Source organism: Bacteroides luhongzhouii, from assembly GCF_009193295.2.
Taxonomy (GTDB): domain Bacteria; phylum Bacteroidota; class Bacteroidia; order Bacteroidales; family Bacteroidaceae; genus Bacteroides; species Bacteroides luhongzhouii.
On sequence record NZ_CP059973.1, the window covers coordinates 3,616,164 to 3,628,683 of the forward strand.

Here is a 12,520-nt window from a genome sequence, read left to right on the forward strand (position 1 = left end):
TCATGTATTATTTAATAACTTTAACAATTAACAGAATTACAAAAATGAAAAAGTACTCTCATGTAGCACTCGGCCTTTTCATCGCCGAGCAGTTTAAGAAAGCAGGTGTGAAGATAGCTCCCATGTGCGCTGAAATAGGTTTGGGCAAAGCTGTCTACTATGCAAAGGTTATAAAAGGAGAGACGTTCGTTTAAGTCATTTCACCCGTCTTTTGGCTTACTTCTATGACTGTCATACCAAAGAGGAATTTCGAGCCAAAGTAATTGAATGGATCGACCGTTATATCGATTATCGTGAGAAACACGGGTGATGGGAAAGAATTTTAATCAGTTGATAATAAAATAATGCAGGAAGTCCAACGTTTCAATAAAGTCCTAAAATCTTTTGTCCTTCTAGGGGACATCATCTTATTGAACTTGCTGTTATGGATGTTTACTTCGATTTGGGAAAACCGGTCTCCATTTGAGTATTCAATGCCTCTTCTCCAGAACATGGCTCTGATGACTTTATGTTATCTGGTTTGCAACATCCGTTCGGGAGTGATCCTTCATCGTCCGGTGGTTCGCCCGGAACAAATAATGCTTCGGGTGGCCCGGAATATGATTCCTTTTGTATTGATAGTCTTTGGGCTTTCATACATATTCCATTTTGAATGTGTCAATCTGCGTCAGTTGGGGATATTTTATGTAGTTCTCATTATCGTGATCATTTCCTATCGTCTGACGTTCCGATCTATTCTGGAGCTTTATCGTAAAAGTGGGAAAAATGTTCGAAAGGTAGTGTTGGTGGGTAGCCATGAAAATATGCAGGAACTTTACCATTCCATGACGGATGATCCGACATCCGGGTATCGTGTATTGGGATATTTTGAAGATTTTCCGTCAGACCGCTATCCTATGAATATAGCTTATTTGGGGCAGCCGTGTGAAGCTGTTGATTATTTGGCTCGTAATGCGGGAAAGGTGGACCAGCTTTATTGCAGCCTTCCTTCCGCCCGTAGTGCTGAAATAGTGCCGATTATCAACTATTGTGAGAATCATCTGATTCGTTTTTTCAGCGTTCCCAATGTCCGGAACTATCTGAAACGGAGAATGTATTTTGAAATGTTAGGTAATGTTCCGGTACTTTCTATCCGTCGTGAGCCACTTGAGTTATTGGAAAATCGTATGATGAAACGTGGTTTTGATATTATTTGCTCGCTACTGTTCCTTTGTACTTTTTTCCCGATTATATACATCATTGTGGGACTGGCTATAAAGATAAGTTCGCCTGGACCTGTCTTTTTCAAACAGAAACGAAGCGGGGAGGATGGTCGTGAATTCTGGTGCTATAAGTTTCGTTCGATGCGGGTGAATGCTCAATGTGATACATTACAGGCTACAGAACATGATCCTCGTAAAACCCGAATTGGTGATCTGATTCGTAAGACGAATGTGGATGAACTTCCTCAATTTATTAATGTCCTGAAAGGGGATATGTCTTTAGTGGGTCCCCGTCCGCACATGTTGAAGCACACAGAAGAATATTCTCATTTAATAAATAAATATATGGTCCGTCATTTTGTAAAGCCTGGCATTACAGGTTGGGCACAAGTGACAGGTTTCCGTGGAGAAACGAAGGAGCTTTGGCAGATGGAAGGACGTGTGCAACGTGACATCTGGTATATCGAGCATTGGACGTTTCTTTTGGATTTATATATCATGTATAAAACTGTGTATAACGTAATCCGCGGGGATAAAGAGGCTTATTAGGTGAGGAATTGGAAATTGAATAAAGATTAAATCAATAGTTGTAATTTACATGAGTAGGTGGTTATGAGAAAATTGAAACGATTGACTTTGGGTGCGTTACTCGCTTTTTTGCTGGTATCCTGCCAGTCATATAAGAAAGTGCCTTATTTGCAGGATACGGCTTTTGTGAATGATACAGAACAGACTGTTCGTCAGACAGGTGTGGAGGTTATGCCCAAGGATTTGTTGACGATTGCCGTATCTTGTTCTACTCCGGAACTGGCTGCACCTTTCAATCTGGTAAATTCGGGTACTGCTAGTGGAACGGAGGGAAAGACGATAGGACAAGGAGCTGCATCATCTGCTCTACAGCAATATTTGGTAGATAATCAGGGGAATATCAACTTTCCGGTGTTGGGCGAGATTCATGTAGGTGGATTGACTAAACTGGAAATAGAAAACCTGATTATAGATAAGTTGAAGGTTTATTTGAAAGAAGCGCCGCTTGTAACTGTACGTATTGTTAATTATCGGATTTCGGTATTGGGGGAAGTCACTAAGCCAGGCAGCTTTGTAGTCTCTAACGAGAAGATTAATTTGCTGGAAGCGCTCGCTATGGCAGGTGATTTGACTATTTATGGTATGCGCGATAATGTGAAATTAATCCGAACCGGACAGGATAATAAGCAGGAAATTATTACTATGGACTTGAATAAGGCTGAAACGGTATTGTCTCCTTATTATCAGTTGCAGCAGAATGATATTATTTATGTGACACCTAATAAGACGAAGGCTAAGAATTCGGATATTGGGGCCAGTACCAGCCTGTGGTTCTCCGGCATTTCAATTTTGATGTCAATAGCCAATTTATTAATAACTATATTACGATAAAATTAATAAAATAATTGATCAACAATGAAAGAAAACCCGTACGAAAATAATATGAATGAACAGGATGAGGAGAAAATCAATTATCAGGAACTTCTTTTCAGATATATAATCCATTGGCCTTGGTTTGTCGCTTCTGTTCTGGTCTGTCTGATAGGTGCCTGGGTGTATTTGCATTTTCAGACTCCCGTGTATCAGGTTTCCGCTTCCATCATGATTAAGGATGATAAGAAGGGCGGTGGTTCTACAGATTTGGAGAACTTGGGAATAGGTGGAGTAATTACTTCCACGCAAAGTATTGATAATGAAATAGAAGTCTTACGTTCAAAAACGATATTGAAAGAAGTGGTCAATAATCTGGAACTTTATATCACTTATTATGATGAGGATGAATTTCCGGAAAAAGAGTTATATCAGACTTCTCCAGTCATAGTAAACCTGACTGCCCAAGAAGCGGATAAATTGCCGGGTTCTGCTTTGCTTGCCATGAAATTGTCTCCTGAAGGCGTTCTGGATGTAAACCTGAAAGTCGGTTTGAATGAATATAATCAGCGTTTTGAAAAACTGCCTGCCGTCTTACCTACTGACGCGGGTACGTTTGGATTTGCGTTGAAAGATTCATTGTCAGGTGGTCAGATGGAGGGGTATAAGGGTGAACGGCATATCCGCGCAGTGGTCAGCCGGCCATTTGGAGTGGCAAAGGGATATCAGGGCGCGTTAAGTATAGCCCCGACTTCTAGGACTACTTCTGTTGCCGTGGTCTCATTGATGAATACGAATATACAACGTGCCCGTGACTTTATCAATAAGTTGATGGAGATGTATAACCAGAATACGAATAATGACAAGAATGAGGTGGCTGAAAAGACGAGGGAATTTATCAATGAGCGTATTAAAATTATAGACGAGGAACTGGGTAGTACGGAGGATAAGCTGGAAGCTTTTAAAAGAAACGCAGGCTTGACGGACATTAGCAGTGACGCTCAACTGGCCGTATCCGGAAATGCGGAATATGAGAAGAGGCGTGTGGATAACGGAACACAGATAAATTTAGTTCGTGATCTCATTAAATACATCAATAATCCGTTGAATGAGTATGAGTTGTTGCCTGGTAATATTGGTTTGTCTGACGCTGGACTGACCACCCAGATAGGACGTTATAATGAATTGATAATCGAACGTAAGCGTTTGCTTCGTACTTCTACGGAGAGTAATCCGATGATTGTGAATCTGGATACAAGTATTCGTGCAATGAAGTCAAACGTGCAGGCTGCAATTAATGGAACTTTGCAGGGCTTACTGATTGTCAAGGCTGATTTGGAGCGTGAGGCGGGCCGCTTCTCCCGTCGTATCAGTGACGCTCCGGGACAGGAACGGCAATATGTGAGTATTGCACGTCAGCAGGAAATCAAGGCAGGGCTTTATTTGATGCTTTTGCAGAAACGTGAAGAGAATGCTATTACGTTAGCTGCTACTGCGAATAATGCCAAGATTATTGACGAACCAGTGGCGACAGGAGGACCGCTTTCTCCAAAACCTAACATGGTTTATATGATTGCTCTGGTACTAGGAGTGGGTATGCCTGTTGGCGTCATTTTTCTGATAGGTCTAACGAAATTTAAGATTGAAGGTCGTGGTGATGTGGAGAAATTAACAAGGTTACCTATTGTCGGTGATGTACCGTTAACCAACGAGAAAGCAGGTTCTATTGCTGTGTTTGAGAATCAAAATACTTTAATGAGTGAGACTTTCCGTCATATCCGTACTAACCTTCAGTTTATGCTTGAGAATGATCAGAAAGTAATTTTAGTGACTTCGACAGTTAGTGGTGAGGGCAAGTCTTTTATTTCTTCAAATCTTGCGATTAGTCTGTCTTTGTTAGGAAAGAGGGTAGTAATTGTAGGGCTTGATATTCGTAAACCCGGTTTGAATAAAATTTTTAATATCCCTCGAAAGGAGCAAGGAATTACTCAATACCTGTCAAATCCGGAGAAGAATCTAATGGATTTCGTTCAGCCTTCGGATGTTAGTAAGAATTTATATATTCTTCCTGGTGGAATAGTACCACCTAATCCTACGGAATTACTGGCTCGTGATGGTTTAGATAAAGCGATTGAAACATTGAAAAAGAACTTTGACTATGTAATTTTGGATACTGCCCCTGCTGGTATGGTTACTGATACTTTGCTTGTAGGTCGTGTTGCTGACTTGTCTGTTTATGTATGTCGTGCTGATTATAGCCGAAAAGCAGAGTTTACCTTGATTAATGAGTTGGCTGCTGATAATAAACTTCCCAATATCTGTACCATTATTAATGGTCTTGATCTCAAAAAGAAGAAATATGGTTATTATTATGGTTACGGTAAATATGGTAAATACTATGGTTATGGTAAACGTTATGGCTATGGATACGGCTATGGAGATACGGTAAAGGAAGAATAAATACCTAAAATAGTAAGTACTCAACAATAATAATATATGAATATAGCAATTGTAGGCACAGGCTATGTTGGCTTGGTGTCCGGTACTTGTTTTGCAGAAATGGGTGCCACTGTGACTTGTGTTGACGTAGATACCAATAAGATCAGCAAGTTGAAAGCAGGTGAAATGCCTATTTATGAACCGGGGTTGGAAGAATTGGTAAAACGCAACGTTGGCTATGGGCGTCTTCACTTCACAACGGATTTGATCGAAGTTTTGGATGATGTGGAAGTCGTCTTTTCCGCAGTAGGAACTCCTCCTGACGAAGATGGTAGCGCCGATCTGAAGTATGTGCTTGCCGTAGCCCGCCAGTTTGGACAAAACATCAATAAATATACCATTCTGGTCACTAAATCTACTGTACCTGTAGGTACTGCTCAAAAGGTGAAGGCTGTCATTCAAGAGGAGTTGAACAAGCGTGGGGCAGATATTCCCTTCGATGTAGCTAGTAACCCCGAATTCTTGAAAGAGGGTGCCGCTATCAAAGACTTTATGAGTCCTGATCGGGTGGTGGTTGGCGTTGAGAGCAAGAAAGCCGAAGAGGTGATGACCAAGCTTTACCAACCTTTCTTGCTCCAGAATTTCCGTGTAATCTTTATGGATATTCCTTCCGCTGAAATGACTAAGTATGCTGCCAATGCTATGCTGGCTACCCGTATCAGCTTTATGAACGATATTGCTAATTTGTGCGAGCGGGTAGGGGCTAACGTAGACCATGTACGCAAAGGCATTGGGGCTGATGTACGTATCGGGCAAAAATTCCTTTATGCCGGTTGCGGATATGGCGGTAGCTGTTTCCCAAAAGATGTGAAAGCTTTGCTGCATACAGGTATTGACAACGGTTATCACATGGAGGTGATTGAAGCTGTGGAGCGTGTTAACGATCGTCAGAAGAATATTGTTTATGATAAACTTATTCGTTTGATGGGTGATGTAAAAGGAAAGACCATTGCTATGTTAGGTTTAGCTTTTAAACCTGATACTGATGATATGCGTGAAGCTCCAGCTCTAGTAGTCATTGATAAGTTGCTGAAGGATGGTGCTACCGTGAAAGTGTTTGATCCCATCGCTATGCCTGAATGTAAACGTCGTATCGGCAATGTTGTGACTTATACTGAAAATCTCTATGACTGTGCCGATGGTGCTGATGCATTGCTATTAATGACTGAATGGAGACAATTCCGCTTACCTACTTGGAACGTAATTCAGAAAGTGATGACTGATAAGTATATTGTAGATGGACGTAATATCTGGAATCGTGTGGAGCTGGAAGAAATGGGATTTAGTTATACACGGATTGGCGAGAAATAAAATAGAATGGAAAATAAATTAATTACAGTAACTTCTCCTCTTCTACCTCCTTTGGGAGAGTTTCAGAAGATGATTGCTGACATATATGCCAGCAAATGGATTACAAACAATGGAACCTTTCATAGACAGCTAGAAAAAGAGTTGGCGGCTTATTTGAAAGTCCCTTATCTTAGTTTGTTTACCAATGGTACTCTCCCCCTTATCACTGCTTTGCAGGCATTGCGTATTAAGGGTGAAGTAATTACTACTCCTTATAGTTTTGTTGCTACTACCCATAGTTTGTGGTGGAATGGCATTAAGCCTGTATTTGTTGATATAGATCCTGCTACGGGCAATATTGACCCGAATAAGATTGAAGCAGCTATCACTCCCAACACTACCGCTATTATGCCGGTGCATGTATACGGAAAGCCATGTGATACTGAAGCGATTCAAGAAATTGCAGATAAATATGGATTGAAAATAATTTATGACGCTGCTCATGCTTTTGGTGTTGAGGTGAATGGAGAAAGCATCCTGAATGCGGGTGACTTGTCTACATTGAGTTTTCATGCTACCAAGGTATACAATACCATTGAGGGTGGGGCATTGGTGATGCACGATGAGAAGATGAAGAAACGTATTGATTATCTCAAAAACTTTGGTTTTGCGGATGAGGTTACTGTAGTAGCTCCGGGCATTAATAGTAAGATGGACGAAATGCGTGCTGCTTACGGCTTACTCAATTTGAAGCAAGTGGATGCTGCCATTGAAGCACGTCATCAAGTAGCGGTCAAGTATCGTGAGGTGCTGCGTAATGTAGAAGGCATTTCTTTTTTTGATGATATGCCAGGGGTTCGTCACAACTACAGTTACTTCCCGATTTTTATTGACGAGAGTGAATATGGTATGACGCGTGATGAACTCTATTTTAAGATGAAAGAACAGGGGGTATTGGGGCGTAGATATTTCTATCCACTGATAAGTACTTTTTCTACTTATAAAGGATTAGAGAGTGCAGCTTCTTCTAATTTACCAAATGCGCATAAAATGGCTGATAGTGTTATTTGTTTGCCAATGCATCATGCTTTGAGTGATGGAGATATTAAGAGAATCCTAGATACTGTAATAAGATGAAGAATCTGTTGATTGTTGGAGCGAGAGGTTGGGGGCGAGAAGTGTATGCTTCTATATCCAAGTCTAAGGAAATTATTGATGGAGAAATGGTTATCAAAGGATTTCTAGATAGTAAGTCTGATGCATTTGAAGGATTGAGAGGAACTTTTCCTCCAATAATATCTTCTCCTGAGAATTATGAATTAAAGGAAGACGACATATTTTTTGTAGCCTTAGGTGATTCGAAATGGAGAAAGCATTATGCCGAGTTGCTAAAAAATAAGGGAGCGAAATTTTACACATATATTGCTGACGAATCATTTATTAATGAAACCTCAATGATAGGAGAAGGATCTTATGTAGCAAGATGGTGTGCAATTTCTGATAATGTAACAATTGGAGAACATGTAATTGTTCACCCATATACAAATATTGGGCATGATGCTGTCGTAAAAGATTATGCATCTCTCTTAACAAATGTTTTTATTGGTGGAGCGGCTGAAGTTGGCGAAAGTGCGCAAATGAGCCCTAAGTCCATGATAATACCACATAAGAAGATAGGAAATAATGTCATGGTAGGTGCAGGAAGCGTGGTAATTCGCAATATTAAAGATGGGCTAAGTGTCCACGGAAATCCCGCAGTAAAACTAAAATTTTAATTTATTATTCGCATAAATAATCGATATGAAATCATTAGAAGAATTTGTAGAGCTCTTTGCAGAGCAGTTTGATGAGACAGGTGCTGCAGAATTTTCAGCAGATAAGAATTTCCGTGAATTAGATGAGTGGTCATCTCTCATCGCATTATCAATCATAGCTATGGTTGATGATGAGTTTGATATAACTTTGGTAGGAGACGATATCAAGAACTCTAATACAATTCGTGACATTTATGATATTGTTGCAAGTAAAGCTTAATATATGCAGAATCCTTTTTCTTTAGAAGGCAAAACTATTTTGGTGACCGGTGCTTCAAGCGGTATCGGTCGCCAAACTTGTATTGAATGTTCTCGAATGGGTGCAGCCGTGATATTAACAGCACGCAGCGAGGAGCGTCTTAATGAAACTCTGTCATTGATGGATGGTGAAGGGCACTGCGTGATAACAGCTGATTTGCTTGATGATACTCAATTAGAGCAATTGATAAAAAAGGTACCAGATATTGACGGAGTGGTTCTTTGTAGTGGTAAGGGATTGACTCTTCCTATGCAGTTTGCTAGTCGTTGTAAGATGGACGATATTTTTAATACGAATTTTTTTGCTCCTTTTGAATTACTCCGTTCGCTATATAAGAAGAAAAGGATCCGTAAACAGGGAAGTGTCGTGGCACTAGCATCGCTTGGAGGCACTCAGGTTTTCAGTGGCTCGAATGGCGTGTATGGCGCCTCAAAGGCTGCTTTAAACTCTGCCATGATGTTTTGTGCCAAGGAATTTTCACCTCGAAATATTCGAGTAAACTGTATTTGTCCGGGTATGGTTGATACTCCTCTTATTCATCGAGGTACAGTTACAGAAGAGCAACTTAAAGAGAATGAAAAACTCTATCCCCTAGGACGCTATGGAAAACCAGAAGACATTGCTTATGCTGCAGTGTATCTGTTGAGTGATGCGTCTTCATGGGTAACGGGTCAGCAAATGGTATTGGATGGAGGAATTTCTATTAAATAATATATAAGAAATATGAATCTACAAGAAGAAGTAAAGCAGATTGTAGCAGATAGCTTGGAACTCGATTCTAGTACATTGGATTGTGATATGGAAATCTTTGATATGGAAGGATATGATTCTATGCGAAGCGTGATGATATTATCTAAGATTGAGGAAACTTTTGATATAATGATACCCGAGGATGATATTTTTGATATCACAACGATAAATGAATGGGTGTCAGAAATTGAAAAGATACAGAAATAAAGAAATTGTAATGTACAAGCATAGCCCTTTGTTAAATGTCGTAATTGCTAATGCGCAAAAGCATCCGACCAAGACTGCAATCATAATGAATGACACTGAGGTTACTTATAGAGAACTAAATAAAAATGTCCGTAAGGCTGCAGCTGTTCTTAATGGTATGGGGATACAAAAAGGAGACAGAATAATCCTTTCTGCTCACAAAGATATAGAGTATATATATTTATATTTGGGAGCACATATCTTAGGTTTGACCAATGTTATAGTAGATGCAGAATCGAATGAAGATCGTTTGAGTTATATCGAAAAAAAGGTGAATCCAATCTGCTGTTTTGGATATAAAAGTAATTCATTTCCTTCAAAAGGTTTCGAAGAATTAAATTTTGATATTGCTGATGAATATGTAGGAGAAAGCTTGGATATTAATGAGAATGATATTGCCGAGATTCTCTTCACTACAGGAACCACAAGTGCACCCAAGGGAGTATGTCTTTCTTATTACAACATCTATTCTTCGGCAACAAACATCAACGAGTATATAGACAATAGTCAAGAAGATATTGAACTTTTAGCACTACCAATATGCCATTCGTTTGGAATGGGTAGAATCCGCTGTAATCTCATTAAGGGTGCAACTATTGTCATTCTGAGTAATTTTGCGAATGTAAGGGCTTTTTTGAAAGCTTTTGAAAAGTATCATATAACGGGTTTTGGAGTAGTTCCAGCAGCATGGGCCTATATTCGTAAGATGAGCGGAACTCGTATTGCAAAGTATGCAGAACAGGTACACTACATTGAAATCGGAAGTGCTGCAATGTCGGTAGATAGTAAAAAAGAAATGCTGCAGATGTTCCCTAATACTCGTATTTGCATGCACTATGGACTGACCGAAGCTTCGAGAAGCTGTTTCCAGGAGTTTCATGATATCCAGCATCTTGATAGTATAGGAAAGGCTGTATGCGACAAGGTAGAAGTAATCGTATGCGACAGTATTGGTAATGAGGCTGCTGTTGGAGAAAAAGGTGAAATCTGCGTAAAGGGAAATATGGTCATGGAGCATTATTTGGAGGACTCTGACAACTGCAATGCGTTCTATGGTGATTATTTTCGAACAGGCGACTGTGGATACAAAAATGAAGAAGGATATATTTATCTTCTTGGGCGGGAAAAGGAACTTATCAATGTAGGTGGTAAAAAAGTATCGCCGATGGAAGTAGAAGATGCAATCATATCATTAGGTGTAGGCGATTGTGTTTGCGTACCAAAGAAAGATGAGGAAGGAATAATGGGAGAACTAGTTTTCTGCTATATTCTTAAAGATTCCACTACAATGACATTCCAAGAGATATCAGAAAAATTGGAAGATAAGTTGGAAATCTACAAACGCCCAGTGGCTTATGAATGGATTGAACAGATACCAATGACTTCCTCTGGTAAGAAACAACGAATTCAAATCAAGAAATAAACTATATAGACATGGCATATTTAACAATCAATAAAGTAAAGATGGTTGGTTTGGCAGCATGTGTACCACCAACTATTGAAGAAAATCTATCTTTGCCCATTTTTGCCGATAAGTCGGAAGCCGAAAAAGTAATTGCTTCTACGGGCATAGAAAGAAAGCGAGTTGTAAAACCGGGCACCACTGCAAGCGATTTGTCTTTTCAGGCAATACAATCATTGCTTGATAAAATGGAATGGGAGGCAAATAGTATTGATGCACTTATCTACGTTTGTACGTCACGCGACTATATAGCACCAATTACATCTGCAATTCTGCAAGATAGACTTGGTTTCAGAAATGACTGTTATTGCCTTGATCTACCATTGGGATGTTCCGGATGGGTTTATGGTATGAGTAATCTTTCTTCGATTCTTTCTCATGGACAACTTAAAAGAGGATTGTTAGTTTGTGCAGAGACAAATTCATTAAATCGTTCTCCTAAAGATAAGACGGTAAAACCACTATTTGGCGATGCTGCCACCGTTACTGCTCTAGAATATGATGAATCATTTGAGAAACCAATACAGTTCAATTTTGGAGTTGATGGCAGTGGATACAAGGCTGTATGGACAGAATTTGGCGGTACACGAAATCCAATTACTCTTGAATCAATAGAAGAGAAAGAGGTCGAACCAGGCATTATTCGTAAAGGTACTGATATGGTTGTGAACGGAATGGATGTATTTTCATTTGCCATAAAGGTTCCACCACGCTCTCTTTTGGAGTTTGTTGAGCACTTTGAAATAGACACAGATAAGGTTGATTATTTGTTCCTTCATCAGGCCAACAAGTTTATCGATGACAGGATCCGCAAAAAGTTGAAAATGCCTGAGGAAAAGGTTCCTTTCTGTCTTCAGGACTATGGCAATACAAATAGTGCATCAATTCCATTAGCAATGGTTGTATGTAAGGCTAAAGAACTTCAAAATGGTTCTTTTGATTGTTTGGGCTGCGGTTTTGGTGTTGGACTGGCATGGGGAAATATCCACTATACAGTAGATAAACTGAAGGCAGTCATTATGACAGAATATAAATATTAGTAATATACCGAAATGAAACAAATTGAAGTTACATCAGATAAAGTAAAGATGACAGAAATAGGTCGTCAACTTTATAAAAGAAGAAGGCTCTTTACAAAAGTTCAGGCCGAATCAATAAGAAAAACGATTCTCAAATGATTATTCTGATAAGAAGCAGTTGTATATGGAACTTTTTGGATCCGGAAAAGTATTTGAAGAAGCCCAGGATTATAAATGGTTATCAAATTATAGTGTTGCTGTTCTTGAAGAAGTAATTGAGCAAGATGAAGTTCTAAATAAATTGAACCCTAGTTTAGTAAATAGTGTCATTCAGACACCAATGTTAAAATAAAGGGACCTGTTATTCCAAAGTGGGATTTTCTGATTAGCATGGCTAAAGAAGTGGCTTCCAAAATGGGTCCATCAATTAATTATGTCGGATAGGACTTCGTCCTTACTCCTACTGGCTGGGTGATTATGGAAGGAAACTTTTATGGTGAAACAATGTGGCAAATATGCTATGAAAGGGTATGAAAGAGGATTTCGAGAATCTTATCGGCTGGAAGCAGATATTGGTGGCA

13 protein-coding genes are annotated in these 12,520 nt (G+C 39.5%); all 13 read left to right on the top strand.

Features of this window, described 5'->3' with window-relative positions:
* Positions 1–44: 44 nt before the first annotated feature.
* Positions 45–194, top strand: a complete 150-nt coding sequence (locus GD631_RS13175; RefSeq protein WP_008021935.1) for a hypothetical protein — start codon at positions 45–47, stop codon at positions 192–194.
* Positions 195–344: 150 nt separating this feature from the next.
* Positions 345–1,751, top strand: a complete 1,407-nt coding sequence (locus GD631_RS13180) for an undecaprenyl-phosphate glucose phosphotransferase (RefSeq protein ID WP_143257403.1) — start codon at positions 345–347, stop codon at positions 1,749–1,751.
* Between the two features lie 57 nt (positions 1,752–1,808).
* Positions 1,809–2,621, top strand: coding sequence for a polysaccharide biosynthesis/export family protein (locus GD631_RS13185; protein WP_143257404.1), 813 nt, complete (start codon positions 1,809–1,811; stop codon positions 2,619–2,621).
* 24 nt (positions 2,622–2,645) lie between these two features.
* On the top strand, positions 2,646–5,060 hold the full coding sequence (locus GD631_RS13190) for a GumC family protein (protein WP_143257405.1): 2,415 nt from the start codon (positions 2,646–2,648) through the stop codon (positions 5,058–5,060).
* 36 nt (positions 5,061–5,096) lie between these two features.
* Positions 5,097–6,410 carry a UDP-glucose dehydrogenase family protein gene (locus GD631_RS13195; RefSeq protein ID WP_143257406.1) on the top strand — a complete coding sequence of 438 codons (1,314 nt, stop codon included), beginning with the start codon at positions 5,097–5,099 and terminating at the stop codon, positions 6,408–6,410.
* A 6-nt stretch (positions 6,411–6,416) separates the two neighbouring features.
* Entirely contained in the window at positions 6,417–7,526 is a 1,110-nt protein-coding gene (locus tag GD631_RS13200; protein WP_143257407.1) for a DegT/DnrJ/EryC1/StrS family aminotransferase, read from the top strand.
* Positions 7,523–8,164: a PglD-related sugar-binding protein gene (locus GD631_RS13205; protein WP_143257408.1), complete on the top strand. Its 642-nt coding sequence runs from the start codon at positions 7,523–7,525 to the stop codon at positions 8,162–8,164. The genes GD631_RS13200 and GD631_RS13205 overlap by 4 nt, the downstream gene beginning before the upstream one ends.
* A 25-nt stretch (positions 8,165–8,189) precedes the next feature.
* Complete coding sequence (locus GD631_RS13210) at positions 8,190–8,423, top strand: acyl carrier protein (protein WP_143257409.1); 234 nt, start codon at positions 8,190–8,192, stop codon at positions 8,421–8,423.
* Positions 8,424–8,426: 3 nt separating this feature from the next.
* On the top strand, positions 8,427–9,173 hold the full coding sequence (locus tag GD631_RS13215; protein WP_143257410.1) for an SDR family NAD(P)-dependent oxidoreductase: 747 nt from the start codon (positions 8,427–8,429) through the stop codon (positions 9,171–9,173).
* A 12-nt stretch (positions 9,174–9,185) separates the two neighbouring features.
* Positions 9,186–9,419, top strand: a complete 234-nt coding sequence (locus GD631_RS13220) for an acyl carrier protein (RefSeq protein WP_143257411.1) — start codon at positions 9,186–9,188, stop codon at positions 9,417–9,419.
* 10 nt (positions 9,420–9,429) lie between these two features.
* Positions 9,430–10,881 (top strand): class I adenylate-forming enzyme family protein, encoded by a 1,452-nt coding sequence (locus GD631_RS13225; RefSeq protein ID WP_143257412.1) that lies wholly within the window; start codon positions 9,430–9,432, stop codon positions 10,879–10,881.
* An 11-nt stretch (positions 10,882–10,892) separates the two neighbouring features.
* Positions 10,893–11,960, top strand: coding sequence for a 3-oxoacyl-ACP synthase III family protein (locus GD631_RS13230; protein ID WP_143257413.1), 1,068 nt, complete (start codon positions 10,893–10,895; stop codon positions 11,958–11,960).
* A 163-nt stretch (positions 11,961–12,123) separates the two neighbouring features.
* Positions 12,124–12,291 (top strand): hypothetical protein, encoded by a 168-nt coding sequence (locus GD631_RS13235; protein WP_153260287.1) that lies wholly within the window; start codon positions 12,124–12,126, stop codon positions 12,289–12,291.
* Positions 12,292–12,520: the final 229 nt, after the last annotated feature.